General features: G+C 71.8%; 23 protein-coding genes and 1 pseudogene. 16 read left to right on the top strand and 8 right to left on the bottom strand.

The window, feature by feature from the left end; translation table 11 throughout:
• Window positions 1-41: 41 nt before the first annotated feature.
• Both dxr and ACZ6TD_RS15380 read left to right on the top strand, forming a co-directional pair.
• Complete coding sequence (gene dxr, locus ACZ6TD_RS15385; RefSeq protein WP_471354397.1) at window positions 42-1,304, top strand: 1-deoxy-D-xylulose-5-phosphate reductoisomerase; 1,263 nt, start codon at window positions 42-44, stop codon at window positions 1,302-1,304.
• Window positions 1,301-2,602: a M50 family metallopeptidase gene (locus ACZ6TD_RS15380; RefSeq protein ID WP_471354395.1), complete on the top strand. Its 1,302-nt coding sequence runs from the start codon at window positions 1,301-1,303 to the stop codon at window positions 2,600-2,602. The genes dxr and ACZ6TD_RS15380 overlap by 4 nt, the downstream gene beginning before the upstream one ends.
• Window positions 2,603-2,640: 38 nt before the next feature.
• On the opposite strand, the gene ACZ6TD_RS15375 is transcribed toward ACZ6TD_RS15380, so the two are convergent.
• Window positions 2,641-2,889, bottom strand: coding sequence for a hypothetical protein (locus ACZ6TD_RS15375; protein WP_471358914.1), 249 nt, complete (start codon window positions 2,887-2,889; stop codon window positions 2,641-2,643).
• Here ACZ6TD_RS15375 and ispG point away from each other — a divergent pair.
• From ispG to ACZ6TD_RS15355, 4 genes are all read left to right on the top strand, one after another.
• The gene (gene ispG / locus ACZ6TD_RS15370; RefSeq protein WP_471357756.1) at window positions 2,810-3,901 is read left to right on the top strand and encodes a flavodoxin-dependent (E)-4-hydroxy-3-methylbut-2-enyl-diphosphate synthase; all 1,092 of its coding nucleotides are present in this window, start codon (window positions 2,810-2,812) and stop codon (window positions 3,899-3,901) included. The two genes, ACZ6TD_RS15375 and ispG, sit on opposite strands and share 80 nt — an antisense overlap.
• 171 nt (window positions 3,902-4,072) lie before the next feature.
• Window positions 4,073-4,918: a GNAT family N-acetyltransferase gene (locus ACZ6TD_RS15365; RefSeq protein ID WP_471354393.1), complete on the top strand. Its 846-nt coding sequence runs from the start codon at window positions 4,073-4,075 to the stop codon at window positions 4,916-4,918.
• A gap of 25 nt (window positions 4,919-4,943) precedes the next feature.
• Complete coding sequence (locus ACZ6TD_RS15360; protein WP_471354391.1) at window positions 4,944-5,513, top strand: GNAT family N-acetyltransferase; 570 nt, start codon at window positions 4,944-4,946, stop codon at window positions 5,511-5,513.
• 191 nt (window positions 5,514-5,704) lie between these two features.
• Complete coding sequence (locus ACZ6TD_RS15355) at window positions 5,705-7,420, top strand: proline--tRNA ligase (RefSeq protein WP_471354389.1); 1,716 nt, start codon at window positions 5,705-5,707, stop codon at window positions 7,418-7,420.
• A gap of 122 nt (window positions 7,421-7,542) precedes the next feature.
• On the opposite strand, the gene ACZ6TD_RS15350 is transcribed toward ACZ6TD_RS15355, so the two are convergent.
• From ACZ6TD_RS15350 to ACZ6TD_RS15340, 3 genes are read right to left on the bottom strand one after another with little or no spacing between them, the layout of a single operon-like run.
• A complete protein-coding gene (locus ACZ6TD_RS15350) occupies window positions 7,543-8,487 on the bottom strand; it encodes an aminoglycoside phosphotransferase family protein (RefSeq protein ID WP_471354387.1) in 945 nt (314 codons plus the stop codon).
• Window positions 8,488-8,518: 31 nt separating this feature from the next.
• Entirely contained in the window at window positions 8,519-9,022 is a 504-nt protein-coding gene (locus ACZ6TD_RS15345; RefSeq protein WP_138917264.1) for a ferritin-like domain-containing protein, read from the bottom strand.
• 33 nt (window positions 9,023-9,055) lie between these two features.
• Window positions 9,056-9,610, bottom strand: a complete 555-nt coding sequence (locus tag ACZ6TD_RS15340; RefSeq protein WP_471354385.1) for a hypothetical protein — start codon at window positions 9,608-9,610, stop codon at window positions 9,056-9,058.
• Between the two features lie 269 nt (window positions 9,611-9,879).
• On the opposite strand from ACZ6TD_RS15340, the gene rimP reads away from it, so the two are divergent.
• The 8 genes from rimP (at window position 9,880) to ACZ6TD_RS15300 (ending at window position 18,216) form a co-directional block, all read left to right on the top strand.
• Entirely contained in the window at window positions 9,880-10,404 is a 525-nt protein-coding gene (gene rimP / locus ACZ6TD_RS15335; RefSeq protein ID WP_471354383.1) for a ribosome maturation factor RimP, read from the top strand.
• 2 nt (window positions 10,405-10,406) lie between these two features.
• Window positions 10,407-11,399, top strand: coding sequence for a transcription termination factor NusA (nusA, locus tag ACZ6TD_RS15330; RefSeq protein ID WP_471354381.1), 993 nt, complete (start codon window positions 10,407-10,409; stop codon window positions 11,397-11,399).
• 96 nt (window positions 11,400-11,495) lie between these two features.
• A complete protein-coding gene (locus ACZ6TD_RS15325) occupies window positions 11,496-11,783 on the top strand; it encodes a YlxR family protein (RefSeq protein ID WP_471354379.1) in 288 nt (95 codons plus the stop codon).
• Between the two features lie 152 nt (window positions 11,784-11,935).
• Entirely contained in the window at window positions 11,936-15,064 is a 3,129-nt protein-coding gene (gene infB, locus ACZ6TD_RS15320) for a translation initiation factor IF-2 (protein ID WP_471354377.1), read from the top strand.
• A 122-nt stretch (window positions 15,065-15,186) separates the two neighbouring features.
• Window positions 15,187-15,483 (top strand): DUF503 domain-containing protein, encoded by a 297-nt coding sequence (locus tag ACZ6TD_RS15315; protein ID WP_262705646.1) that lies wholly within the window; start codon window positions 15,187-15,189, stop codon window positions 15,481-15,483.
• A 98-nt stretch (window positions 15,484-15,581) separates the two neighbouring features.
• On the top strand, window positions 15,582-16,052 hold the full coding sequence (rbfA, locus tag ACZ6TD_RS15310; RefSeq protein ID WP_471354375.1) for a 30S ribosome-binding factor RbfA: 471 nt from the start codon (window positions 15,582-15,584) through the stop codon (window positions 16,050-16,052).
• On the top strand, window positions 16,049-16,966 hold the full coding sequence (gene truB, locus ACZ6TD_RS15305) for a tRNA pseudouridine(55) synthase TruB (protein ID WP_471354373.1): 918 nt from the start codon (window positions 16,049-16,051) through the stop codon (window positions 16,964-16,966). The genes rbfA and truB overlap by 4 nt, the downstream gene beginning before the upstream one ends.
• Window positions 16,967-17,262: 296 nt before the next feature.
• The gene (locus tag ACZ6TD_RS15300) at window positions 17,263-18,216 is read left to right on the top strand and encodes a bifunctional riboflavin kinase/FAD synthetase (protein ID WP_137979807.1); all 954 of its coding nucleotides are present in this window, start codon (window positions 17,263-17,265) and stop codon (window positions 18,214-18,216) included.
• Between the two features lie 198 nt (window positions 18,217-18,414).
• Here the strand turns inward: ACZ6TD_RS15300 and ACZ6TD_RS15295 are convergent, their stop codons facing one another.
• Window positions 18,415-21,312 (bottom strand): MinD/ParA family ATP-binding protein, encoded by a 2,898-nt coding sequence (locus ACZ6TD_RS15295; protein ID WP_471357753.1) that lies wholly within the window; start codon window positions 21,310-21,312, stop codon window positions 18,415-18,417.
• Window positions 21,313-21,376: 64 nt separating this feature from the next.
• On the opposite strand from ACZ6TD_RS15295, the gene ACZ6TD_RS15290 reads away from it, so the two are divergent.
• A complete protein-coding gene (locus ACZ6TD_RS15290) occupies window positions 21,377-21,703 on the top strand; it encodes a hypothetical protein (protein ID WP_471358911.1) in 327 nt (108 codons plus the stop codon).
• A 20-nt stretch (window positions 21,704-21,723) separates the two neighbouring features.
• Here ACZ6TD_RS15290 and ACZ6TD_RS15285 read toward each other — a convergent pair.
• Window positions 21,724-21,801 (bottom strand): annotated as a pseudogene (locus ACZ6TD_RS15285) (SCO5717 family growth-regulating ATPase); the annotation flags it as partial.
• Window positions 21,802-22,202: 401 nt separating this feature from the next.
• Here ACZ6TD_RS15285 and ACZ6TD_RS15280 point away from each other — a divergent pair.
• Window positions 22,203-24,059, top strand: a complete 1,857-nt coding sequence (locus tag ACZ6TD_RS15280) for an outer membrane protein assembly factor BamB family protein (RefSeq protein ID WP_471354371.1) — start codon at window positions 22,203-22,205, stop codon at window positions 24,057-24,059.
• A 68-nt stretch (window positions 24,060-24,127) separates the two neighbouring features.
• On the opposite strand, the gene ACZ6TD_RS15275 is transcribed toward ACZ6TD_RS15280, so the two are convergent.
• Window positions 24,128-24,907 (bottom strand): hypothetical protein, encoded by a 780-nt coding sequence (locus tag ACZ6TD_RS15275; RefSeq protein ID WP_471354369.1) that lies wholly within the window; start codon window positions 24,905-24,907, stop codon window positions 24,128-24,130.
• Window positions 24,907-26,154, bottom strand: a complete 1,248-nt coding sequence (eccE, locus tag ACZ6TD_RS15270; RefSeq protein WP_471357750.1) for a type VII secretion protein EccE — start codon at window positions 26,152-26,154, stop codon at window positions 24,907-24,909. The genes ACZ6TD_RS15275 and eccE overlap by 1 nt, the downstream gene beginning before the upstream one ends.
• Window positions 26,155-26,344: the final 190 nt, after the last annotated feature.

Here is a 26,344-nt window from a genome sequence, read left to right as displayed (position 1 = left end):
CTTGTCACCGAGCCGTCACCCCTTGCCCCCACAATGGGGGGATGACGGAATCCCTGGCTGACCCGCATCTGCGCGTTCCAGCGGCCACCGCCGCGGCGAGCGTGCGCGACATCGTGATCCTGGGCTCCACCGGTTCGATCGGCACCCAGGCCATCGACGTGGTGCTGCGCAACCCCGACCGCTTCCGCGTGACCGGCCTGTCCGCCGCCGGGGGACGGGCCGGGCTCCTCGCCGAGCAGGCCCACCGGCTGCGGGTGGACAGGGTCGCGATCGCCCGGCCCGAGGCGGTGGCCGAGGTGCGCCAGGCGCTGAGCGCGCTCTACGGTGCCGGTGAGCCGCTCCCCGAGATCCTGGCGGGGCCCGACGCGGCCACCGAGCTCGCCCGCTCCCAGTGCCACACCGTGCTCAACGGCATCACCGGCTCCATCGGCCTGGCGCCCACCCTGGCCGCCCTGGAGGCGGGCCGGGTGCTGGCGCTGGCCAACAAGGAATCGCTCATCGTCGGCGGCCCCCTGGTCAAGGCCGTGGCCAAGCCCGGGCAGATCGTCCCCGTCGACTCCGAGCACTCCGCGCTGTTCCAGGCGCTGCTCGGCGGCGCCCGCGAGGAGGTCCGCAGGCTGGTCGTCACCGCCTCCGGTGGCCCGTTCCGCGGCCGGACCAAGCGGGAGCTGGCCTCGGTCACCCCGGAGCAGGCGCTGGCCCACCCCACCTGGGACATGGGCCCGGTGATCACGATCAACTCCGCGACCCTCGTCAACAAGGGCCTGGAGGTCATCGAGGCCCATCTGCTCTACGACATTCCCTTCGAGCGGATTGAGGTGGTGGTCCACCCTCAGTCGTATATCCACTCGATGGTTGAATTCACCGATGGCTCGACGCTCGCCCAGGCGAGCCCGCCCGATATGCGGATGCCCATCGCGCTCGGCCTCGGCTGGCCCGAGCGGGTGCCGGACGCCGCGCCCGGCTGCGACTGGACCAAGGCCCACACCTGGGAGTTCTTCCCCCTGGACACCGAGGCGTTCCCCTCCGTCGGCCTCGCCTGCCACGTCGGCGACCTCGGCGGCACCGCCCCGGCCGTCTTCAACGCGGCGAACGAGGAGTGTGTGGACGCCTTCCTTGACGGAAAGCTGCCCTTCAACGGAATCGTCGATACGGTCGCCGAGGTGGTGGCCGAGCACGGCACCCCGGCCGAAGGAACCCGGCTCACCGTCGCGGACGTCCTCGAGGCCGAGACATGGGCCCGCGCCCGCGCATCGGAACTGGCCGCCAGAGCGGCGAAGGCGACCCCGGAGGCTCGCGCATGACGACACTGATGACGGTCCTCGGCATAGTGGTGTTCGCCGTCGGCCTGCTGATCTCCATCGCCTGGCATGAGCTCGGCCACCTCTCCACGGCCAAGCTCTTCGGCATCCGGGTGCCGCAGTACATGGTCGGCTTCGGGCCGACGATCTTCTCCCGGAAGAAGGGCGAGACCGAGTACGGCATCAAGGCGGTCCCCCTGGGCGGCTACATCCGCATGATCGGGATGTTCCCGCCGGGCGACGACGGAAAGATCACCGCGCGCTCCACCTCACCGTGGCGCGGCATGATCGAGGACGCCCGGTCGGCCGCCTTCGAGGAGCTCCAGCCGGGCGACGAGAAGCGCCTGTTCTACACGCGCAAGCCGTGGAAGCGCGTGATCGTCATGTTCGCCGGGCCCTTCATGAACCTGGTCCTCGCGGTGGCGATCTTCCTCGGGGTGATGATGAGCTTCGGCGTCAACACCCAGACCACCAGTGTGGGCACGGTCTCCCAGTGCGTGGTCCCGGCCTCGTCCTCCACCGACAAGTGCCCCAAGAGCGCCAAGGACTCCCCGGCCAAGGCCGCCGGTCTGCAGCCCCGGGACAAGATCGTCGCCTTCAACGGGCACCGCACCCCGGACTGGGGCACCCTCCAGCAGGACATCCGCGAGACCACCGGCCCCGCCACGATCACCGTCGAGCGGGACGGCGTCCGCAAGACCCTGCACGCCAACCTCATAAAGAACCAGGTCGCCAAGTCCGACGGGAACGGCGGCTATGTCGAGGGCGAGTTCGTCACCGCCGGCTTCCTCGGCTTCACCCCGGCCAACGGCGTGGTCCAGCAGTCCTTCGGGCAGTCCGTGGACCGCATGGGCAACATGGTCGAGGACGGCATCGACTCCATGATCGCCCTGCCCTCCAAGATCCCGGACCTGTGGAACGCGGCCTTCGGGGACGGCGAGCGCAAGGCGGACTCCCCGATGGGCGTCGTGGGCGCGGCCCGGGTCGGCGGCGAGGTCGCCAACCTCGACATCCCGCCCTCCCAGCGGATCGCGACCATGCTCTTCCTGGTCGCCGGGTTCAACCTCTCGCTGTTCCTGTTCAACATGCTGCCGCTGCTGCCGCTGGACGGCGGACACATCGCGGGCGCGGTGTGGGAGTCCATCCGGCGCCACACCGCCCGGCTGGTCCGGCGGCCCGACCCCGGGCCGTTCGATGTGGCGAAGATGATGCCGGTCGCCTATGTGATCGCCGGAGTTTTCATCTGCTTCACGCTGCTCGTCCTGGTGGCGGACGTCGTGAACCCCGTGAAAATCTCCTGATGACGCGAGATGTCCTGAAGTTCACCTTTGGGTGGACTTCAGGAGCGCGGTGTGCTGAGGCCATGGCCGGTGCCGTAATCTCGGAGATCGGAGTCCGCTGATCTCCGGTCACGCACACACCTTGGGGTTACGAACCAGATGACTGCGATTTCGCTAGGAATGCCGTCCGTACCGGCCAAGCTCGCCGAGCGCAGGGTCAGCCGGAAGATCCAGGTCGGGTCGGTGGCGGTGGGTGGCGACGCGCCGATCTCGGTGCAGTCGATGACGACGACGGTGACGGCGGACATCGGTGCGACGTTGCAGCAGATCGCGGAGTTGACGGCGTCGGGGTGCCAGATCGTGCGGGTGGCGTGTCCGTCGCAGGATGACGCGGACGCGTTGCCGGTGATCGCGAAGAAGTCGCAGATTCCGGTGATCGCCGACATTCATTTCCAGCCGAAGTACGTGTTCGCGGCGATTGATGCCGGGTGTGCGGCGGTGCGGGTGAATCCGGGGAACATCCGGCAGTTCGACGACAAGGTCAAGGAGATCGCGAAGGCGGCGTCGGACGCGGGTGTGCCGATTCGTATCGGGGTGAACGCGGGGTCGCTGGACAAGCGGTTGCTGGAGAAGTACGGCAAGGCCACGCCGGAGGCGCTGGTGGAGTCGGCGTTGTGGGAGTGTTCGCTGTTCGAGGAGCACGGGTTCCGGGATATCAAGATCTCGGTGAAGCACAACGATCCGGTGGTGATGGTCAACGCCTATCGTCAGTTGGCCGCTCAGTGTGACTATCCGCTGCATCTGGGTGTGACGGAGGCGGGTCCGGCGTTCCAGGGGACGATCAAGTCGGCGGTGGCGTTCGGTGCGCTGTTGAGTGAGGGGATCGGGGACACGATCCGGGTGTCGCTGTCGGCGCCTCCGGCCGAGGAGGTCAAGGTCGGGATCCAGATTCTGGAGTCGCTGAATCTGCGGCAGCGGCGGTTGGAGATCGTCTCGTGTCCGTCGTGCGGCCGGGCGCAGGTGGATGTGTACAAGCTCGCGGACCAGGTCACGGCCGGTCTGGAGGGCATGGAGGTTCCGCTGCGGGTGGCGGTCATGGGGTGTGTGGTGAACGGTCCGGGTGAGGCGCGCGAGGCAGACCTGGGCGTCGCCTCCGGCAATGGCAAGGGGCAGATCTTCGTCAAGGGCGAGGTCATCAAGACCGTGCCGGAGTCGAAGATCGTGGAGACCCTGATCGACGAGGCCATGAAGATCGCCGAGCAGATGGAAAAGGACGGCACCGCCTCCGGCGAACCTCAGGTTTCGGTCAGCGGCGGCTGAAAGCTGCCGTAGAGCTTCCGGGTGCTTGGGTCTTCCGGCCGGGGGCACCTCCCAGCGGTAGCTGGGGGAGAACTGAGCCCTCGAAAAAGGGCCCTCTTGGCCTGCGCGGTAGAGTCTGGAGAATCGACGTCCCCGGCCCGCGGGCCCGCACCACGTGAGGCAGACCGACACGTGCTGACCACGTCCACCACCAGGGTCCTCGAGCCCCATGAGCTCGACGCGGCCCTTGCGGTGCTCGACCGCGACCCCGTCTCGAACGCCTTCGTGGCCGCCCGCGTCCAGGTCGCCGGTCTGGACCCGTGGCGGCTCGGCGGCGAGATGTGGGGCTGGTACTCCGGCGGACGGCTGGAGTCGCTCTGCTACGCCGGGGCGAACCTGGTGCCCATCTGCGCCACCCCCGAGGCCGTGCGCGGCTTCGCCGAGCGCGCCCGCCGGGCGGGCCGCCGCTGCTCCTCGATCGTCGGCCCCGCCGAGACCACCGCCGGGCTGTGGTCCCTGCTGGAGCCCAGCTGGGGCCCGGCCCGTGAGGTCCGCGCCCGTCAGCCGCTGATGGTCACCAGCTCGATGCCCGCCGACATCCCGCCCGATCCGCTGGTGCGCCGCGTCCGCAAGGACGAGATGGACGTGATCATGCCGGCGTGCGTGGCGATGTTCACCGAGGAGGTCGGCGTCTCCCCGCTCGCGGGCGACGGCGGGCTGCTCTACCAGGCCCGGGTCGCCGAGCTCGTCACCGCCGGGCGCTCCTTCGCCCGGGTCGAGAACGGCCGGGTGGTGTTCAAGGCCGAGATCGGCGCGGCCACCCCGCACGCCTGCCAGATCCAGGGCGTATGGGTGGCCCCCGAGTACCGCGGCCGCGGCCTGTCCGAGACCGGAATGGCGGCCGTGCTGCGCTATGCGCTGAGCGAGGTCGCCCCGGTGGTGAGCCTGTACGTCAACGACTTCAACACGGCGGCCCGCGCCGCGTACCGCCGGGTCGGCTTCCGGGAAGTCGGCGCGTTCATGAGTGTGCTGTTCTGATCGACGGGCCAGTAGGGTGCCGCCCATGCTGCATCTCCCCGGGGGGCGGACCCCGGAACCCGAAGACGTCGTCGTCGGGTCGCTCGACCTCGCCGCACGCGTGGACGAAGCGCTCGCCGTCCAGGCCGTCGCCTTCGGGCTGACGGACGAGGAGGTCGGCGTACGACGCCACATCGTGCTGCGCCACCTCAAGAGCCCCGGCGCCCGCGCGCTCGGCGCGACCACGCCCACCGGCCGGCTCGTCGGCTTCGTCTACGGCATGCCCAACAACCGCACCCACTGGTGGTCCACGGTCGTCCAGCCGTATCTGCGCGCGGCCGGGCACGAGGACTGGCTGGACGACTCGTTCGTCATCACCGAGCTGCACGTCCACCCCGAGTACCAGAGCCGCGGCATCGGCCGAGAGCTGATCACGACCATCACGGACGGCGCCGACGAGCCGCGCTCGATCCTGTCCGCGATCGACACCGAGAGCCCGGCCCGCGCGCTCTACCGCTCGCTGGGCTACCGCGACCTCGCCCGCCCCGTGCTCTTCCCGAGCGCCCCGAGCCCGTACGCCGTGATGGGAGCCCCCCTGCCGCTGCGCCGCCGCTAGGACGGCATCCGACGGACCTTGGCGTCTGCGGCGGGCCGCCCCCTCCCCGTCCCTTCCCGCGGCGTCGCCGTACGGCTCCGCCGCGTGGTCCGCCGGACCCCGGCAGGCGCCGCTACGGCCCTACGCATTTCCGGGAAACCAGCCCGGGCGGCTAACCTCCGACACATCCCATCGCACGCAGGAGAGACCCCATGGCCCACGCCGTCAACGTCCAGCGCATGTCCACGATGATGCTGAAGACGCTGCGCGAAGACCCGGCGGACGCCGAGACCGCCAGCCACAAGCTGCTCGTCCGCGCCGGGTACGTCCGCCGCGCCGCCGCGGGCATCTGGACCTGGCTGCCGATCGGCAAGAAGGTCCTGGAGAACGTCTCGCGGATCGTCCGCGAGGAGATGGACGCCATCGGCGCCCAGGAGGTCCTCCTGCCCGCGCTGCTGCCCCGCGAGCCGTACGAGACGAGCGGCCGCTGGGACGAGTACGGCGACCTGCTCTTCCGGATCAAGGACCGTAAGGGCGCCGACTACCTCCTCGGCCCGACCCACGAGGAGATCTTCACCCTGACGGTCAAGGACCAGTGCACGTCCTACAAGGACCTGCCGGTCATGCTCTACCAGATCCAGACCAAGTACCGGGACGAGGCCCGCCCCCGCTCGGGTGTGCTGCGCGGGCGCGAGTTCCTGATGAAGGACTCGTACTCCTTCGACACCACCGACGAGGGCCTCGCCGAGTCCTACCGGCTGCACCGCGAGGCGTACCAGCGGATCTTCCAGCGCCTCGGCCTGGACTACCGCATCGTCTCCGCGGTCTCCGGCGCGATGGGCGGCTCGGCCTCCGAGGAGTTCCTGGCCCCGGCGGCGGCCGGCGAGGACACCTTCGTCGACTGTCCGAACTGCGACTACGCCGCGAACACCGAGGCGGTCACGGTGACCGTGCCACCGGTCGAGGGCGCCGGGCACGGCCCCCTCGAGGAACTGGACACCCCCGACACCCCCACCATCGAGACCCTCGCCGAGTACCTCGGTGTCCCGGCCTCCGCCACCCTGAAGAACCTCCTGGTCAAGGTCGACGGCGAGATCACCGCGGTGGGCGTCCCCGGCGACCGCGAGGTGGACCTGGGCAAGCTGGGCGAGCACCTCGCCCCCGCCGTCGTCGAGCTCGTCACGGCCGAGGACTTCGAGGGCCGCCCCGAGCTGGTGCGCGGCTACGTGGGCCCGCAGGGACTGGCGGGCAAGTCCTTCCGCTACATCGCCGACCCGCGCGTCGCCCCCGGCACCGCCTGGGTGACCGGCGCCAACAAGCCCGACACCCACGCGCGCAACGTGGTCTGCGGCCGTGACTTCGAGGTCGACGAGTACCTGGACGTCGTCGTGGTCGAGCCGGGCGACCCCTGCCCCCGCTGCGGTGCGGGCATCGAGCTGGACCGGGCGATCGAGATCGGCCACATCTTCCAGCTCGGCCGCAAGTACGCCGACGCCTTCCAGCTCGATGTGCTCGGCCAGAACGGCAAGCCGGCGCGGGTCACCATGGGCTCGTACGGCATCGGCGTCTCCCGCGCCGTCGCCGCCCTCGCCGAGCAGACCCACGACGAGTCCGGCCTGTGCTGGCCCCGCGAGGTCGCCCCGGCCGACGTCCACATCGTCGCGGCGGGCAAGGCCCTCCAGACCGAGATGGCCCTCGACCTCGCCGAGAAGCTGGGCACGGCGGGCCTGCGCGTGATGGTCGACGACCGCGCCGGCGTCTCCCCGGGCGTGAAGTTCACCGACTCCGAACTGATCGGCGTCCCGACCATCCTGGTCGTGGGGCGCGGCGCGAAGGACGGCGTCGTCGAGCTGAAGGACCGCCGCACGGGCGAGCGCGAGGAGCTCGCGATCGACGAGGCCATCGCCCGCCTCACGACCAGCGACTGACGACCGCGGCGGCGCTGGGGGCGCGGCGCCGGGCGGTGAAGCCCGCGCCTCCGCCCCCCCGCCGCTCCATTGCGCCTGAGGCGCGAGACGAAAGCCGCACCCGGCCGGGCCGAGCAGCCCCGTCAGAGCCAGCCCGCGAACTCCAGCAGCAGCTCCGCGCGGCGGCGGTCACCGACGGCGGCGTGGCGCAGACCCGTCTCCACGGCGCGGTAGAGGGACCAGCCCCGCAGCCGGTCGCGGTCGACGTCCAGGGAATCCGCCAGCTTGGCGACCCGGCGGCGCGCGGCCGCGGCGGGGCCGGGTCCCGCGGCCAGGTCCTCGCAGCGGTCGAGCACCAGCCGCGCCAGGTCGTACGCGCGCTCGCCCACGACCGGCGCCGGGCCCACCGCGAGCCACGGCGCGCGCTCCCCGGCCAGCACCTTCCCCTGCCGGAAGCCGCCGTGCAGCAGCACCTCCTTGGGCGGTTCGGCGGGCAGCGCCGCCCGCAGCTCCAGCGCCTCGTCGATGAGGGGACGGGCGTCCGCCGCCCAGTCCCCGGCGCCGAGCGTCCGCAGGACCTCGCGCTCCTCCTCCGTACGCCCGGTGACCGACGCGAACGGATGCCCCTCGGGCGGCGGCACCCACAGCCGCCGCACCGTGCCCGCCGCCTCCAGCAGCGCCTTCGGCTCGGGCAGCGAGCGCAGCGACACCGCGCCGTGCAGCCGCTCGAGCAGCAGCGCACCGGTGTCCGGGTCGGCGCGCAGCAGCCGGGCCGCGCCCCAGCCGTTCCAGTGCGCGAGGGCGGCCCGCTCACGGTCCGCGTCCGGGCCGGGGACCGGGAACTTCAGCGCCGCCGGAGTGCCGTCCGCCTGCCGTACGAGCACGACGAGCCCGCGACGCCCCCCGGGTGTCGCGACCCGCTCCAGGGTCAGCTCCCAGGCCGCCAGCTGCCGCTCGGCCGTCCCCGGCAGGGCGTCCAGCCAGCTCCGCACGGCGCTCGCGGGGTCGTCGCCCAGCGCGTCCAGAAGCCGCTTCGGCACGGGGACGCGGTCCGTATCGCGGCCGCCGGGCCGTGGTGCCGATGCCATTCCTGAGCTGTCCCCTCCACCGTCAATGACGTCACACCCCGTCCGACCCACCGCTCGGCGACGCCGACGGAGTGGCCGGTGTGGCGTGTTCGGTGAGCCCAGGGAAGGCTACGCCGCCGCCCCGCCAGCGCACCGCCCGGACCGCCGCCTCCCGCAGCGCGCCCGCCGCCTGGCGGCGCAGGGATCCGGTCGAGGCCCGTACGAGGTCGGCGTAGACGGCGGCGACCCGGTTCTCCAGCTCGGCGGCGAGCCGCACCGCGGCGGGCGCGTCCGGCACCGCGAAGGGCAGGGCGTAGGCGGGCGCCGCGCTCGTGGGGCGGCCGCCGAGGTCGCGCACGGTGCGGGCGAGGTCGTCCCGGCGCGCGCGGTGCGCGGCGTAGCCCTCGCGCGCCTCCGCGAGCCGGTCGTCGCCGATCCGCCCGCCGACGACGCCGTACCCGTACACCGCGGCGTGCTCGGCGGCGAGCGCCGCCTGCGCGGCCCTGAGCGCCGCGGCGCGTTCGCCGACGGCCGGACGGTCTGCTCGAGCGGCCATGTCAGTACCCCTTCCCGGTGGTCCCGAGCGCGATCACGAGTCCGTGTCGCGCTGCGTGAGGAGATACACGTGGGCGGCGCCGCAGGCCGCGACGGAGGCCAGCAGCCGGGCCAGCTCGGGCGGCGCGGTGGCGAGCGCGGCGGTGCGGGTGTCGGCCGTCCGGCGCTCGGCCTGGGCGAGGGCGGAGAGGGCCTGTTTCCCGTCCTCCGGGACCTTCGGCATCCGCCGCCCGCCCGCCGACGGCGAGCGCGACACGGTCGCGGAGGGAGAGGGGGACCGGCCCTTGGCGGTGAAGACCGCGACATGCCGGGCCGTCTCCTCCCGCAGCGGCGCCAGCCGCTCCGCGAGGGCGGGATGCGCGTCCACGGTCGCGTCGTAGCGCGCGAGGAGTGCGGTGGAGTCCCGCGCGCCCCGCGCCCGCAGCAGCGCGACGTCCGCCCCGCCGTCCGCCTCGCGCCGGGACTCGGAGTCGTCGGAGCAGCCGCTCAGCAGCGCGAGGGCCCCCAGCGCTCCGCCGCCCAGCAGCAGACTCCGCCGCCGGGTCACCGGCGCGGCGCAGGCGGAAGAGGCGGCGAACGCTGAAGACACGGCGGACGCGGTGGACGCGGCGGGGACCGCGGACGGCGCGTCAGGCGCGGATGTGGCACGGGGCGGGGGAGTGGTGATCGACACGTTCCTCTTTCCGGGCTGCGGCCGCTCCCGGCCGCCGGTAGTGATCACAGCAGGCGAGCGTACCCGCGCCGAGGCCGTCTGCCCGGCAGCGGCCACCGAATCGTCAGCCCGCCGCCGGAACAGATAGGCTTTGACCTGACACGCGACCTTCCCACAACAGCACACGCGGCCGAGGAGTCACCCGGATGAGCACCACCCAGAGCGAGAGGCTGCGCGGACTGCTGGAACCGCTCGTCAGCGCGCGAGACCTGGATCTGGAAGAGGTCGAGGTGACACCGGCCGGGCGGCGGCGCGTGCTGAGAGTGGTCGTGGACTCCGACGACGGCGTCCAGCTGGACACGTGTGCGGAGCTGAGCCGGGACATCTCCAAGACCCTCGACGACACGGACGCCATGGGCCAGACCGCGTACGTCCTCGAGGTCACCTCTCCCGGCGCCGAGCGCCCCCTGACCGAGCAGCGCCACTACCGCCGCGCCACCGGCCGCCTCATGAGAGCGCGCCTCGCCGACGGCGGCGAGCTGGTGGCCCGGATCGTCTCGGTGGACGACGAGGGCCTCGATCTGGAGGTCCCCGGTGTGAAGGGGCGCAAGCCCACCGCCAGGCGGCTGGCCTTCGAGGAGATCTCCAAGGCCCGGGTGGAGATCGAGTTCAACCGCAAGCCCGCGGACAAGGCCGCGGGCGAGGACGACGAGAGCAAGGAGGAGGCGTAGCCGTGGACATCGACATGAGTGCCCTGCGGGGTCTGGTGCGAGAGAAGGAGATCTCCTTCGACCTGCTGGTCGAGGCGATCGAATCGGCCCTCCTCATCGCCTATCACCGCACCGAGGGAAGCCGCCGCCGGGCCCGCGTGGAGCTCAACCGCGACACCGGCCATGTGACCGTATGGGCCCGCGAGGACGCCGAGGACCTGACGGAGGGGCAGGAGCCCCAGGAGTTCGACGACACCCCCTCCGGCTTCGGCCGGATCGCCGCGATGACCGCGAAGCAGGTCATCCTCCAGCGGCTGCGGGACGCCGAGGAGGAGATCACCTTCGGCGAGTACGCGGGGCGGGAGGGCGATGTCGTCGCCGGCGTCGTCCAGCAGGGCAAGGACCCCAAGAACGTGCTGGTGGACATCGGCCGTCTCGAGGCGATCCTGCCGGTGCAGGAGCAGGTCCCGGGTGAGGACTACGCCCATGGCACCCGGCTGCGTACGTACGTCGTACGAGTCGTCAAGGGCGTGCGCGGACCGTCGGTGACCCTTTCGCGTACGCATCCCAATTTGGTCAAGAAGCTCTTCGCGCTCGAGGTGCCGGAGATCGCGGACGGCTCGGTGGAGATCGCGGCGATCGCCCGTGAGGCGGGCCACCGCACCAAGATCGCGGTCCGGTCCACCCGTGCGGGGCTGAACGCCAAGGGCGCGTGCATCGGCCCGATGGGCGGGCGGGTGCGCAGCGTCATGGCCGAGCTGCACGGCGAGAAGATCGACATCGTCGACTGGTCGGACGACCCCGCTGAGCTGGTGGCGAACGCGCTGTCACCCGCGCGGGTGAGCAAGGTCGAGGTGGTCGATCTGGCGGCCCGCTCGGCCCGGGTCACCGTGCCGGACTACCAGCTCTCCCTCGCCATCGGCAAGGAGGGGCAGAACGCCCGGCTGGCGGCGCGGCTGACCGGCTGGCGGATCGACATCCGGCCGGACACCGAGCAGTCGGGTGATCAAGACTGATTTCGGCCGGATTCGCCGGGATCCGGGCCAAATCGAGTGACGGTTCGATCACTCCCCCCAAGGGGTGAGGTCGGCGCGGGGAGGTAGACTTAAGCAGTGTCTGGCCGCACGCGAGCTGGTGCCTGCCCTGAGAGAACCTGTGTGGGATGCCGGGATCGGGCGGCCAAGAACGATCTGCTGCGCATCGTGCTGGTCGAGGGTGTTTGTGTCCCCGATCGGCGCGGTACGCTCCCCGGTCGGGGTGCTTATGTCCACCCCACACGGGTCTGCCTTGACCTGGCGGTTCGCCGCCGGGCCTTTTCCCGGGCCTTCAGGGGGCCGGGAGCGCTCGACACCACGGCGCTCCGCCGGTTTGTCGAGCGGGGTGAAGAGGCGACACCCTGAGTAGTTGGAAGAACGGCACGGGACACCGTGCGGTCAGGTACCTCGCGAGTCGGAAGTAGGTCGAGATTGCGATGAGCACTCGATGAGTACGCGATGAGTACGCCCATGAAGTAGCGACGGTCCGGCGACAACCCGGACCTAAAAGGAGCGAAGTGGCTAAGGTCCGGGTATACGAACTCGCCAAGGAGTTCGGAGTTGAGAGCAAGGTCGTCATGGCCAAGCTCCAGGAACTCGGTGAATTTGTACGTTCGGCGTCCTCGACGATCGAGGCGCCGGTTGTGCGCAAGTTGACTGACGCTTTCCAGGGTGGCAACGGCTCCGGCCGCGCCGCTGGTAAGCCTTCGGCGCCGCGCAAGGCGACGCCCAAGCCGCCGACCCCAGGTCCGGCGGCGGCGGCCCGTCCGGCCGCCCCCAAGCCCCCGGCGCCCGGCCCCAAGCCGGCTGGTGCCCCCGAGGGCCAGCGCGGCACCCCCGGCGCGGCGCCCACCCCGGGCCCGCGTCCCACGCCGGGTGCCCGTCCGGCCCCCGCCCCCGGCCCCAAGCCGGGCCCCGCACCGGCGGCTCCGGCGCAGCCCGAGTTCACCGCGCCGCCGACCCCCGCCCCCAAGCCCGCCGCGGCCAAGCCGGGCGCGCCCGCCAAGCCGGGTGCCACTCCGGGTCCGCGCCCCGGCGGCCGTCCGGGCGGTCAGGGTCAGGGCGGTCAGGGTCAGGGCGGCCAGGGCCAGGGTGGTCAGGGCCAGGGTGGTCAGGGTGGCCGTGGCGGCCCGCGTCCGGGCCAGGAGCGTCCGCGTCCGGGTGGTCCCCGTCCGGCCGGTCCCCGTCCCGGTAACAACCCCTTCACCTCCGGTGGTTCCACCGGTATGGCGCGCCCGCAGGCGCCCCGTCCCGGCGGCGCCCCGCGTCCCGGCGGCCAGCCCGGCGCCGGTCCGCGCCCGCAGGGCGGCGGCCAGGGCGGTCCGGGCCGTGGCCAGGGCGGTCCCGGCGGTCCCCGTCCCACTCCGGGCCAGATGCCCCGTCCGCAGGGCGCCCAGGGCGGCGGCGCGCGTCCGGGTCCCGGCGGCCCGCGCCCGAACCCGGGCATGATGCCGCAGCGTCCGGCCGCGGGCCCGCGGCCGGGCCCCGGCGGCGGTGGCGGTCGCGGTCCCGGCGGCGGCGGTCGTCCCGGCGGCGGCGGTCGTCCCGGTGGCGGCGGCGGCTTCGCCGGCCGTCCCGGCGGTGGCGGCGGCGGTCGTCCCGGCGGTGGCGGCGGTTTCGCCGGCCGTCCGGGGGGTCCCGGCGGCGGTGGCGGCTTCGGCGGCGGCGGTGGCCGTCCCGGCTTCGGCGGCCGTCCCGGCGGTCCCGGTGGCCGCGGTGGCACCCAGGGGGCGTTCGGCCGTCCCGGCGGTCCGGCGCGTCGTGGCCGTAAGTCGAAGCGGCAGAGGCGCCAGGAGTACGAGGCCATGCAGGCCCCGTCCATCGGCGGTGTGATGCTGCCGCGCGGCAACGGCCAGACGGTCCGGCTGTCGCGGGGCGCCTCGCTGACCGACTTCGCGGAGAAGATCAACGCCAACCCGGCGTCCCTGGTCCAGGTGATGTTCAACCTGGGCGAGATGGTCACCGCGACGCAGTCCGTCTCCGACGAGACGCTTCAGCTTCTCGCCGACGAGATGAACTACAACGTCGAGATCGTCAGCCCGGAGGAGGAGGACCGCGAGCTTCTCGAGTCCTTCGACATCGAGTTCGGCGAGGACGAGGGCGGCGAGGAGATGCTCTCCGCGCGTCCGCCGGTGGTGACCGTCATGGGTCACGTCGACCACGGTAAGACCCGACTGCTGGACGCGATCCGCAAGACCAACGTGGTCGCGGGCGAGGCCGGCGGCATCACCCAGCACATCGGTGCCTACCAGGTCTCGACCGAGGTCAACGACGAAGAGCGCAGGATCACCTTCATCGACACCCCGGGTCACGAGGCGTTCACCGCCATGCGTGCCCGTGGTGCCAAGTCGACCGACATCGCGATCCTCGTGGTGGCGGCCAACGACGGTGTGATGCCCCAGACGATCGAGGCGCTGAACCACGCCAAGGCGGCCGATGTGCCCATCGTGGTCGCGGTCAACAAGATCGACGTCGAGGGCGCGGACCCGACCAAGGTGCGCGGTCAGCTGACCGAGTACGGCCTGGTGGCCGAGGAGTACGGCGGCGACACCATGTTCGTCGACATCTCCGCCAAGCAGGGTCTGAACATCGACAGCCTGCTGGAGGCCGTCGTCCTCACCGCGGACGCCTCGCTCGACCTGCGGGCCAACTCGGAGCAGGACGCCCAGGGCATCGCGATCGAGGCCCACCTCGACCGCGGCCGCGGCGCCGTGGCCACCGTGCTGGTCCAGCGCGGCACCCTGCGGGTCGGCGACACGATGGTCGTCGGCGACGCGTACGGCCGCGTCCGGGCGATGCTCGACGACAACGGGAACAACGTGGTGGAGGCCGGCCCGGCGACCCCGGTCCTGGTGCTCGGTCTGACCAACGTGCCCGGCGCGGGTGACAACTTCCTCGTCGTGGACGAGGACCGCACCGCCCGCCAGATCGCCGAGAAGCGCGCCGCCCGCGAGCGGAACGCCGCCTTCGCCAAGCGCACCCGCCGGGTCTCCCTGGAGGACCTGGACAAGGTGCTCAAGGCCGGTCAGGTCCAGCAGCTCAACCTCATCATCAAGGGCGACGCGTCCGGTTCGGTGGAGGCCCTCGAGTCCTCGCTGCTCCAGCTCGACGTCGGCGAAGAGGTGGACCTGCGGGTGCTGCACCGCGGTGTGGGTGCGGTCACCGAGACCGACATCGACCTGGCGACGGGCTCCGACGCCATCGTCATCGGCTTCAACGTGCGCGCCGACGGGCGTGCCACGCAGATGGCCGAGCGCGAGGGCGTGGACGTCCGCTACTACTCGGTCATCTACCAGGTGATCGAGGAGATCGAGGCGGCCCTGAAGGGCATGCTCAAGCCGGAGTACGAAGAGGTCGAGCTCGGTACGGCGGAGATCCGCGAGATCTTCCGCTCGTCCAAGCTGGGCAACATCGCGGGTGTGCTCATCCGCTCCGGCGAGGTCCGGCGGAACACCAAGGCCCGCCTCATCCGCGACGGCAAGGTCGTGGCGGAGAACCTCAACATCGAGGGTCTGCGTCGCTTCAAGGACGACGTCACCGAGATTCGCGAGGGCTTCGAGGGCGGTATCAACCTCGGCAGCTACAACGACATCAAGGTCGACGACGTCATCGCGACGTACGAGATGCGCGAGAAGCCGCGCGGCTGACGAGCGGCGGCGGCCGGGGCCGATCGGCGGAGGAATTTCCGTCGATCGGCCCCGGCCCTTGCGTGTACGGTGCGAGAAGCCCGCAATCACAAAGGCCCCACGGGTGGCTTGACCCGGACCGCATGTATGTAGGGACGTTGTCCTTTGACCTGCTTCTCGGTGACGTACGGTCGCTGAAGGAGAAGCGCTCCGTCGTCCGCCCGATCGTCGCCGAGCTGCACCGCAAATTCGCGGTGAGCGTGGCGGAGGTCGGCGACCAGGACCTCTACCGCAGGGCCCAGATCGCCCTGGCGATGGTCTCCGGGGACCCGGGCCACCTCAGGGAGGTGCTCGACCGCTGCGAGCGGCTGGTGGCGGCGCGGCCGGAGGTGGAGCTGCTGTCGGTGCGACGGCGGTTCCACGGTGGCGATGATGAATGAGGGGGCCGGACCGGCGGTCGCGGACCGCCGGTGGCCATCGATGACCGACGCGAAGAACTGACGCGAAGAACGTACGCGGAGAAGAGAGAAGAAGACGCATGAGCGACACCGCGCGGGCACGCAAGCTGGCGGACCGCATCCGGGTCGTGGTCGCGGAGACCCTGCAGCGGCGGATCAAGGACCCGCGGCTGGGCTATGTGACCATCACCGACACCCGGATCACCGGTGATCTGCGGGAGGCGACCGTCTTCTACACGGTCTTCGGCGACGACGAGGAGCGGGCGGCCTCCGCCGCCGCCCTGGAGAGCGCCAAGGGCGTGCTGCGGTCGGAGGTCGGCCGCCAGACGGGGGTGCGCTTCACCCCGACCCTGACGTTCGTCCCGGACGCGCTGCCGGAGAACGCCCGCACCATCGACGATCTGCTCGCCAAGGCCAGGGAGGCGGACGCCCAGGTGCGCGAGGCGTCCTCGGGCGCCGCTTACGCGGGCGACGCCGACCCGTACCGCAAGCCCGGCGAAGAGGACGACGAGGAGCCCGGCACGGACGGCAAGGGTTCGGCGGACGTATGACGCGCAAGGGCAGGGCCGGTTCCGGGGCGCCGGACGGCCTGGTGATCGTCGACAAACCGGCCGGTTTCACCTCGCACGACGTCGTCGCCAAGATGCGCCGCTTCGCCGGCACCCGGCGGGTCGGCCACGCCGGGACGCTGGATCCGATGGCCACGGGCGTGCTCGTGGTCGGCGTGGAGAAGGCCACCCGGCTGCTGGGCCATCTGGCGCTGACCGAGAAGGAGTACCGGGCCACCATCCGGCTCGGGCAGACCACGGTCACCGATGACGCGGAGGGCGAGATCACCGCCTCCGACGGCGCCGCCGGGGTCGACCCGGGCGCCGTCCAGGCCGGGATCGAGGCGCTGACCGGGGACATCCAGCAGGTCCCCTCGAAGGTCAGCGCCATCAAGATCGACGGCAAGCGCTCCTACGCACGGGCGCGGGAGGGCGAGGAGTTCGCGATTCCGGCGCGGCCGGTGACCGTCTCCTCCTTCGTCCTCCACGACCGCCGCGAGGCCAAGGCGGAGGACGGCACCACCGTCCTCGACCTGGACGTCACGGTGGTGTGCTCCTCCGGCACCTACATCCGGGCCCTGGCGCGCGACCTGGGCGCCGGACTCGGCGTGGGCGGCCATCTCACGGCCCTGCGCCGGACCCGGGTCGGTCCGTACGGGCTGGAGGCGGCCAGGACGCTGGAGCGGCTGGAGGAGTCGCTGGAGATCCTGCCCATCGCGGAGGCGGCGGCCGCCGCGTTCCCGCGCTGGGACGTGGACGAGCGCCAGGCCCGGCTGCTGGGCAATGGGGTGCGGATCGACATGCCGTCGGGGGAGAAGGGGCCCGGGCCGGTCGCGGTCTTCGGGCCGGAGGGGCGTTTTCTGGCCCTGGTGGAGGAGTCGAAGGGCAAGGCGAAGAGCCTGGCCGTCTTCGTATGACGCCGTTGACGCCGTCGGAGCCCCGGCGGGGTCAACGGGCGGAGCCCCTTGTATCGGCAAGGGGCGGGGTGGGGACTCTGCCCGCCGCGGGTGCCCCCGGGGCCTGGCCGCCGCGGCGCCGGTGTGTCGTGGCCGACTCCGGGCCGCGTTGCACGCGCCGGGACCGGCCGCCTACGGTGGCTTTCCGGCCGGTCCGGGCGCTCGGGGCGGCCACCGATGCGAGGCGGGCGCCCGGGGCATGGCAGTCTTAGACCTGCGAAGTCGACAGACAAAGGTTCGGGCGAGGAGCGGGCAAAGTGCAGCGCTGGCGTGGCTTGGAGGACATCCCCGAGGACTGGGGGCGCAGCGTCGTCACCATCGGTTCCTACGACGGGGTGCACCGAGGACACCAGCTGATCATCGGCCGTGCCGTGGCACGGGCGCGTGAGCTGGGCGTACCGGCGGTCGTGGTCACCTTCGACCCGCATCCGAGCGAGGTCGTGCGGCCCGGCAGCCATCCACCGCTGCTCGCCACGCACCAGCGGCGCGCGGAGCTGATGGCCGGGCTGGGCGTGGACGCGGTGCTGATCCTGCCGTTCACGGCGGAGTTCTCGCGGCTCACCCCCGCCGACTTCGTGGTGAAGGTGCTGGTCGACAAGTTGCACGCCCGGGTCGTGGTGGAGGGTCCCAACTTCCGCTTCGGCCACAAGGCCGCCGGGAACGTGGCCTTCCTGCGCGAGCTGGGCACCACCTACGACTACGAGGTCGAGGTCATCGACCTGTACGAGCGCGGTGAGGCGGGCGGCGGCGAGCCGTTCTCCTCCACGCTGGTGCGCCGCCTGGTCGCGGAGGGCGATGTCACGGGCGCGATGGAGGTCCTCGGCCGGCCGCACCGGGTCGAGGGAGTGGTGGTGCGCGGTGCGCAGCGCGGCCGCGAACTGGGCTTCCCCACGGCCAACCTGGAGACCCCGCCGCACACCGCGATCCCGGCCGACGGCGTCTACGCCGGCTGGCTGACGGCGCAGGGCGAGGCGATGCCCGCGGCGATCTCGGTCGGCACCAATCCGCAGTTCGACGGGACCGAGCGGACGGTCGAGGCGTATGCGATCGATCGGGTCGGACTGGATCTGTACGGACTCCATGTCGAGGTCGACTTCCTCGCCTATCTGCGGGGTCAGGAGAAGTTCGACTCGATCGAGGCGCTGCTGGAGCGCATGGCGGCCGATGTGAAGCGGGCGCGGGAGCTTGTGGAGGAGCACGGGAGCCGCTGAGGTGCGGTACGGCGGCTGCTGCGCGCAGGGAGCCGCTGAGGGCGCACGGCGGGCGTTGAGGCGCTGTGCGGTGCGGCTGTGCGCCGTGGGCTCTGCGCCGTGGCCTCTGCGCCGCGTGGTGAACGGGTGAACGCGCGCATGCGCCCCGTGGGCCCGGATCACCGGCCCACGGGGCGCATGCGCTTCTTCGCTCGCTCGCTACTGCTGCGGAGGCTGCTGCTGCCAGGGCTGCCCCGGTTGCCCGGGCTGGCCGGGCTGCCCCGGCTGGGCCTGCTGCCACGGCTGGCCGGGCTGCGGCTGCTGTCCCTGCCCCTGCCCCGGCTCATAGGACTGCTGCCAGCCCTGCTGGCCGCCTTGCTGCGGGTACCCGGGGTACTGCGGCTGCTGGCCCTGCTGAGGCGCGTAGGCGCCCGGGTAGGGCTGCTGGGCCTGTCCGGGCATCGGCGGGGCCACCTGCGGCGGCTGGGCCGCTCCGTCGCCCGTCCACAGGCCCTGCTCCTGCTGGGCACGGGTGAAGTCCTCCGCGACCATGGCCGAGAGGTTGAAATACGCCTCACGCGTCTTGGGCCGCAGCATGTCCAGGTCCACCTCGGCGCCCGCCGACAGATGCTCGTCGAACGGCACGACGATCACCCCGCGGCAGCGGGTCTCGAAGTGGGACACGATGTCCTCGACCTTGATCATCTTGCCGGTCTCCCGGACCCCGGAGATCACCGTGATGCTCCGCGAGACCAGATCCGCGTAGCCGTGCGCGGACAGCCAGTCCAGGGTGGTGCTGGCGCTGCTCGCACCGTCCACGGAGGGCGTGGAGATGATGATGAGCTGGTCGGCGAGGTCGAGGACGCCGCGCATGGCGCTGTAGAGCAGGCCCGTGCCCGAGTCGGTGAGGATGATCGGGTACTGCTTGCCCAGGACGTCGATGACGCGGCGGTAGTCGTCGTCGTTGAACGTCGTCGAGACCGCCGGGTCGACGTCGTTGGCGAGGATCTCCAGCCCCGACGGCGCCTGTGAGGTGAACCGCCGGATGTCCATGTAGCTGTTGAGGTACGGGATCGCGGTGACCAGGTCGCGAATGGTCGCCCCGGTTTCCCGGCGGACCCGTCGGCCGAGGGTGCCCGCGTCCGGGTTGGCGTCGATCGCGATGACCTTGTCCTGGCGCTCGATGGCCAGGGTGGCGCCGAGGGCGGTGGTCGTCGTGGTCTTGCCGACGCCGCCCTTGAGGCTGATCACCGCGATGCGGTAGCAGGACAGCACCGGCGTGCGGATCAGCTCCAGCTTGCGCTGCCGCTCCGCCTCCTCCTTCTTGCCGCCGAGCTTGAAGCGGGAGGGGCCGGGGGTGTTCTTCTTCGGCTTCTGCTTGCCCTTGATCAGCCGGTCCGAGGAGAGCTCGACCGCGGCGGTGTACCCGAGCGGCGCCCCCGCGCTTCCGGCCTGGCGCCGCTGGTCGGGCGTCACGGTCGGCCAGCCGCCGGTACGGGGGTCGGCCGGGGCGGCCGGGGCGGCCGGGGCGGCGTGGGCGTCCGGGCGCGGATAGCCGTAGCCGTCATGCGGCTGTGGCTGCGCCTGCGGTCCGGGCCCGGGCCCGGGAACGCCGTCGCCGGGGCGTGGGAAGCCGTACCCACCCTGTGCGCCCGGACCCTGCTGCCCGGGGAACTGCTGACCCTGGGGGGCATGCGGCTGCTGACCCTGGACGGGGCCGTTCGGCGCGTACGGTCCCGGCTGGCCGCCTTGGGCAGGCTGGCCGGGTTGGCCCGGGTACATCGGCTGGGCGGGCTGTCCGGGGTGGTCGGCCGGTCCCGGCTGGGGCGTGGGGTAGGGCTGTGGGTGGGGCTGCTGGTACGAGCCCTGGCCCTGCTGGTCCGGGGCGGGCGGCTGCGGGAAGCCGTAGCCGCCCGGGACGGGTGTCGGCCCCTGGCCCTGTCCCGGACCATCCGGGCCGGGCGCGGGCTGCGCGCCCGGTTGCGGATAGCCGTAGTGGGGCCCCTGCGGAGCCGGGGCACCCTGCGGCCCGGGCCCCGGTACGCCCGGGCCGGGCTGCTGGTAACCGCCCTGTGGGCCAGGCATGTTGGCCGCCGGGGGCCGCGCACCCTGGGCCTGATCCGGCAGCGGGGCCGGGCCGGGCTGCCCGGGGGTCGCACCGGGAGCGCCCTCACCGAAACGCGGATAGCCGTATCCGCCCTGCGGCCCCGGCCCCGCGGCGGGCTGTCCGGGCTGCCCCTGCGTCTGGGGCGGGGGTGGCGCCCAGGAGGCGTCCTGCGGCGGGAGCGGCACTCCGGCACCAGGGGTTGCGGGCCCGTCCGTCCGCTGCTCCGGAACCGGAGCGGGACCCGGAGCCGGCGGGGCGTCCTCGGGCGCCGCGGGGTGGAAGTCCGGCGGCAGGGGCGGCAGCCCCGACTGCGGGACGGGCGGCGGGGCCCAGGTGGTGGCGGGCTGCTCGGGCGACGGCGCGCTCGGCGGCACGGCGTCCTCGGGGACCGCGTCCTTGGGAACCGCGTCCTTGGGGACCGCGTCCTGAGGCTCGGCGCTCGCCTGCCTCAGCTCCTCCATCTCCCGCCGCAGCGCGGCCGTGGAGAAGCGCAGTGTGCCCTCGCTGCGCACATCGTCGTCGGTACGGTCGGTGTCCGAGGAGCCGGAATCGGCACTCGGACCGGGATCGGACGCGAACCCAGACCCGGAATCGGCCCCGGCCCCGGCCCCGGCCCCGGCCCCGGAACCGGAATCGGCCCCGGCCCCGGAATCGGAACCGGAAGAAGAACCGGGACCGGAATCGGCGACCCCGGCGCCGGAGTCCTCACTCCGCCTCTCGGCGATCTCGCGCCGCAGCGAGGCGGTGGAGAACCGCACGGTGGAGGGGCTGACCACATCGCCGTTCTCGCCCTCGTCGGAGCCCGCCTCGGAGGCGAACTCCGAGTCCGGCCGGAAGGCGTCGTCGTCCCGCGGAGCGGCGGCGGGCGCCAGCGTGAAGTCGTCATCGACGGGAGCGGGAGCGGAAGCGGAAGCCGCTGGAGAATCCTCGGCCTCCACGTCGGAAGCAGGAGCGGAAGACTCGTAGGAGGGCTCGGGTTCGGCGCTGTCCGAAACGCCGCCACTCGTCACACCGTCATCCGCGGACGTGGCACCAATCGAATCCGACTCAGAGTCAGACAAAGGCGACATACGCATGCCCGAGTCGGACTCTCTGACCTCCGGTTCCGACCGTGCCTCGTCCTCCCTCTGGGCGGGGACCTCCTCCACCTCGGAGGCGTCCGACGCGACATCGGAGGAGGGCGCCGGGGCCGGCGGCGGCCAGGCACCCGGGAAGCCACTCGGCTCCGGCGCCCCCGGTACGGGCACCGGGTTGCCGGTGGGCGGCGGAGGCGGCGGACCCGGCATCCCCGCACCGGCGCCCGTCCCGGTTCCTCCGGAACCGCCGGTCGACGCGGGGGCCGTGGAGGACGGCGAGGACGACGACGAAGCGTTCTGCGTGTACCAGGCGGGTGGGGTGTAGTCGATGGTGAACTCGCCCGTGTGCTCGGTCTCCGCGTCGGACCGATCATCGCCGGGTGTGGTTCCGCCCGTGCGGATCTCGTCCCGATCGCTGCTCACAATGCCTCCTGGTGTGGTCGAACACCCTTGAAATTCTTGGCGAGGCCGATCTGTTGCCGATCGCTACTGTCGTCCGACCGTTCGGCTTTCCCCTTTTGTGACGCCGGGGACCCTTGATCGGGCGCTCCACCGGGTACCCCAAGACTAATCACCATGAGCGCCGCGGGGGCAGGCCCGTCCGCGCACTCGAGGCTGTCCGAGACCTCACCGTGCCTTACGGCGGTACGTACCCGGCAACCGCGGGGAGAAGTCCAAGCGTCCGGTGGTACAAAGAATCCCCGCTCGAATGCCGTTGCACAGTGGGACCTGCGACCATGTCGCCCCTTTCCGGTCGGCGCCGCCGACCGGATCGCGGGGAGGAGGCCGACCGGTCGGTGGACTCGTGTGAGAGGTAGGCGCAGATGCCGCAGCCGCCCCAGCCACCCAACCAGCCGCCCTCCGGCGGCTTCGGCCCGCCACCCCCAGAGCCCCAGGAACCCCAGCAGCCCCAAGAGCCCCAAGAGCCCCAAGAGCCCCAGGAGCCCGGCCAGAGCGGCTTCGGCTCGCCGCGGAGACCTCCGACGCCAGCCGGACCGCCCACCACGCCTCCCACCGCGCCCCAGAGGCAGCCACCAGCTCCGTCGACGGGCCGCACTCCGCCCCAGATATGGGACACCGGCGCCCTCCCGTCGAGCCCGCCCCCACCACCGCCCGGCGCACCCCCGGGCCCGAACCCGTCGAACCCGTACGCCCAGAACCCGTACACCCAGAACCCGTACGTACGCCAGCCGGAGTACGGCGGCCCGTACACCCCACCGTCCGGCGGGCCGTACGGCACGCCTCCGCCCACCGGCGGCGACCCGGCCCCGAAGCGCAAGGCCCTGGTCATCGGCGCGGCGGTGGCGGTACTGCTCGCGGCCGGTGGCGGGGTGTACGCAGCGGTGGGCGGCGACGACGGCGGTAAGAACGCCACGGCCGGCCCCACGAAGACCGCCCCGAGCCAACCCACGACACAGGACTCGACGCCCGAGCCGACGACCGGTGACGGCGACAACACGGGCGGGCGCGGCAACGGCGAAAGCGATCCCAACGACCAGCGCCGGGCGGGCGAGGCCAAGGTCCTCTACCAGAAGCCCGCGCCCGAGGTCAGCGAGAACAACCTCGAAGTGCCCGGCTTCTGGGCGATGAAGGGCTATGTCGTCAAGGCGGTCGAAAACAAGATCATCGCCTACAAGGACGAAGGGGGCAGCAAGTGGACCCTCTCGCTCCCCAAGGCGGTCTGCGCCGCTCCCACGTCCACCACCGACGGCAAGGTCGTGGTCGCCTACGAGGGCCATGGAAGGGACTCCTGCAGCCAACTCGCCCTGATCGACCTCAACAAGGGCGCCAAGCTCTGGGACCACCCCGCCCCCGAGAGCGACGCCATGGGCGGCGGCTACACGAATGTGGGCATGGCCCAGAGCGGCAACCTCGTCGGCATGGCCTGGTTCGGCGGCTCCGCCGTCATCAAGGTCAGCGACGGCAAGGAGGTCTCACCCGAAAAGCCGAGTGCGGGCTGCTCCATTGACGGCTACGCGGGCGGCAAGGTCCTGCTGCGCGCCTACTCCTGCAGCAATGGCACCGCCAAGCTCCAGCAGCTCACCCCCAGCGGCTCGATCAAGTGGACCTACACCATCCGTAAGGGCTTCAAGGTCAGCAACATCTTCTCCAGCAGCCCCGCCGTGGTGGCCCTCATCGACCAGGACCGACGCTCCGGCGGCATCCTGGCCCTCTCCGACAAGGGCGAGGAACGCTCGACTCTCGCGCTCGGCAAGCAGTCCTACCAGCCGGAATGCGGTACGGACATCTTCGGCACCAACATGGGCAACTGCGAGGGCGTCGCCGTCTCCGCCGACACCTTCTACCTGCCGACCGAGATGACCCAGGACCACGGCTTGGGCTCGACAAGCGAGATCCACGCCTTCGACCTCACCACCGGCAAGCGGAAATGGGCGGTCAAGGTGGCGGAACGGCTCCTGCTCCCGCTGAACATGGACGGCAAGAACCTCATCGCCTACGAAAAGCCCTCATACACCGCCCCCGGCCGAATCATCCGCATCGGCTCCAACGGCGGCAAGCCCAAAACCCTCCTACGTCTGCCCCAGGCCACCCAAAAAACCGAGCGCGACTTCTACTCGGCCACCCACACCTACCGCAACGGCAACTTCTACATCGCCACCAACCGCATCACCGGCACCGACACCACCGCCGAAAACCTCCTGATGGCCTTCGGCCCTTGACCCCGTCACCGCGTCGAGGGGCGCACCCCGCGCGGGGCACGCCCCTCGAACCGGGTGCGTACTGGTGGTCAGTCCACCCGGCGCGGCGCTCCCAGCAGCCCCGACTCGGGGTCGGTCGCCTGGAGCGAGACGTACTGCCGGGAACCGCGCGTACACCACAGGGTGACCCAGTCCGGGATGGTGGGGAGGGCGGCGACGTCTTCCTGCCGCAGGGCCATGATCCGGCCGATCTGCTTGGCCTCGTCCGGCGAGACCCGTTGAATCCCGACCAGTCCGGCATGCTCCAGCAACCGGGGTGCGACGGGGCTCAGATACGGCAGCAGCGTGAGGACCGACTGCCAGGGCAGGGCGGAAACCCGGCCGCGTGGTGGCCGCATGCCACAGTCCCGCACCACGAGGACCGGGCTGCCCACCGAGGGGCCCTGCGGTGGCACCCGGCCCACATCGAATACCGTCATGCACTGCTGACCGCCGCCCGCGGCCTGGACGAGATTGGCCCACATGCGGGGGCGGCCGGTTTCGATGGCGATCCGCGTGCCCGTACCGGCGGCCCGGAGAGCCAGCGCCTGCGCCGTCCACAACCCGCCTATCAGCACCACGTCGAACGGCTCGGGGCGGCTGAAGCCGAGAACCGCCGACTGGCCCTGCTCGTCCACGCCGACGACCACGCCGTCGTCGCCGACCGGAAAGGCCATCGCTTCCAGCTGGTCCGGCGACAGCACATGCCGTTCCCGCCGCGGCCCGATGAGCCCGAAGCCGGGACGCGTCCTGCGTGATCCGGTGGGCAGGTCCGGGGCTTGAGCCGAAGTGGTGGTGAAGCCGCGAGTAGCGGCTGTGGTGGTGGCCATCAGCGTGTGCCTCCCAACGGCAGAGTGGCGAGCGTGCCCGGCAACTGCTCGCGGTCCAAGCGCACGAGGCCGACCTTCACACCCCGAGCGGCCCTCTCCAACGCCTTGCGCGAGTCGACCAGTTCTGAGTCGCTGCGTCCTGTGATGCGCACATAGGCGCTGGCCTTGAGATCGTTCCCCTGGCGGCTCCCGCGAGCCAGCGTCAAGCTGAAGGTGGTCGCAAGGGCCGGCAGGGAGGTGAGGAGCGCGACGATTTGAGGCAGTGGTGCGTTACCCGTCCCCAACTGCGGCCAGCGACCCACCCAGTAGGTGGTGTGCCAGCGGTCGTCGCATCGCCAGGCGCGAGTGCTTTCGAGCGTACGGCGCGAGGCCGCATTCGCACGCCCGGCTTGAGCGGTCGCCATGGGGTTGGAACACGCGGACGTCGCGACGGCCGCCGCCACTTCACCCTCGTCCAGAACCTTGGCGGTGAAGCCTGCCCCCGCCAGTCGGCTCGCCAACTGATCCACCGCCCGCACCAGACAGCGCTGCACGCCCTCCAGCCCACCGCCACGGGCTTCGATGGCCTCGGGGCACAGCTCCGGGTGCAGCTTGAGGGCCACCCAGGTCATGCGGATGGCGGGAGCGCCGCTCTGTTCATGGAGCGGCGCGTAGCTACGGGCGGCGACCGACTGCTGCGGCAGATGCGGGGCCGGGGCGGGCTGGGTGTGCAGCACGATCTGAGCGGACTCCAGGTGGATATCGTCCACGGTCAGCGTGTCACGCAGCAGTTCCACCGGCAGGGGCCGCTGGGTGCGCGCCGGACGCAGCGGGGTGTCCGTGCTCTGGATCTGGAGGACGGCGGTGAGGAAAGTGCCGTCGCCCACCATTCCGATCTCTCGTCGGTCACGGGCGACGTAGGAGTACGTGCGCAACGCCGGGTCGCATTCGACCGCGGGCGCGAGCGAGGGGTCGATATCAGCTGGAATGGGCTCCTTGGCCAGCCTTTGGCGGTGACGCAGGGCGTTCGCGGTGGATATCCACTCGGAGATCGGCTGTTGTCGGCGGCGCAGCACGGCGAGAAGGATCAGTGGCAGGGCGACGACCGCCAGCAGTGGCTTCTCCATGGCGACCAGGAGCACCGCGGCGGCGATCTCGAGGAGCACGAGCTGCTGCAGTCGCAGAAACCTGAATCCGGTGCCGCGTGAGGGCTGCCGCGATGCGCCACGCTCGGGAGAACGCGTTCGGGTGTGTGTGGCAGAGCTCATCAGGGAGACCACTTTGCCCTTTCGTCAGTACACCGGCTCGCGGGTCGGCGGATCGCGATGTCACGGTATCGGAAAGCCGCGTGGCTGTTGACCACACTCTTCCCTTCTCTTCTCGCACCTCGATCACACACCGGCCTCGCTTACCGGCATAGTAGAGAGCCGGGTCGGTATCGGGCCCTGACCGGCGCGT

Source organism: Streptomyces yongxingensis (assembly GCF_055597465.1).
The sequence above is the reverse complement of the archived record's forward strand: the minus strand, read 5'-3'. Positions and strand labels throughout refer to the sequence as shown.

What these genes read in the sequence shown, in the direction of transcription:
- ACZ6TD_RS15275 (WP_471354369.1), bottom strand. Translation starts at nt 24,907, where the DNA reads ATGGCCACCACCACAGCCGCTACTCGCGGCTTCACCACCACTTCGGCT.
- eccE (WP_471357750.1), bottom strand. Translation starts at nt 26,154, where the DNA reads ATGAGCTCTGCCACACACACCCGAACGCGTTCTCCCGAGCGTGGCGCA.
- ACZ6TD_RS15290 (WP_471358911.1), top strand. Translation starts at nt 21,377, where the DNA reads ATGCCCGAGTCGGACTCTCTGACCTCCGGTTCCGACCGTGCCTCGTCC.
- ACZ6TD_RS15280 (WP_471354371.1), top strand. Translation starts at nt 22,203, where the DNA reads ATGCCGCAGCCGCCCCAGCCACCCAACCAGCCGCCCTCCGGCGGCTTC.
- rbfA (WP_471354375.1), top strand. Translation starts at nt 15,582, where the DNA reads ATGAGCGACACCGCGCGGGCACGCAAGCTGGCGGACCGCATCCGGGTC.
- ACZ6TD_RS15360 (WP_471354391.1), top strand. Translation starts at nt 4,944, where the DNA reads ATGCTGCATCTCCCCGGGGGGCGGACCCCGGAACCCGAAGACGTCGTC.
- ACZ6TD_RS15375 (WP_471358914.1), bottom strand. Translation starts at nt 2,889, where the DNA reads ATGTCCGCCGTCACCGTCGTCGTCATCGACTGCACCGAGATCGGCGCG.
- ACZ6TD_RS15355 (WP_471354389.1), top strand. Translation starts at nt 5,705, where the DNA reads ATGGCCCACGCCGTCAACGTCCAGCGCATGTCCACGATGATGCTGAAG.
- truB (WP_471354373.1), top strand. Translation starts at nt 16,049, where the DNA reads ATGACGCGCAAGGGCAGGGCCGGTTCCGGGGCGCCGGACGGCCTGGTG.
- ACZ6TD_RS15315 (WP_262705646.1), top strand. Translation starts at nt 15,187, where the DNA reads ATGTATGTAGGGACGTTGTCCTTTGACCTGCTTCTCGGTGACGTACGG.
- ACZ6TD_RS15380 (WP_471354395.1), top strand. Translation starts at nt 1,301, where the DNA reads ATGACGACACTGATGACGGTCCTCGGCATAGTGGTGTTCGCCGTCGGC.
- dxr (WP_471354397.1), top strand. Translation starts at nt 42, where the DNA reads ATGACGGAATCCCTGGCTGACCCGCATCTGCGCGTTCCAGCGGCCACC.
- ACZ6TD_RS15345 (WP_138917264.1), bottom strand. Translation starts at nt 9,022, where the DNA reads ATGGCCGCTCGAGCAGACCGTCCGGCCGTCGGCGAACGCGCCGCGGCG.
- rimP (WP_471354383.1), top strand. Translation starts at nt 9,880, where the DNA reads ATGAGCACCACCCAGAGCGAGAGGCTGCGCGGACTGCTGGAACCGCTC.
- ACZ6TD_RS15350 (WP_471354387.1), bottom strand. Translation starts at nt 8,487, where the DNA reads ATGGCATCGGCACCACGGCCCGGCGGCCGCGATACGGACCGCGTCCCC.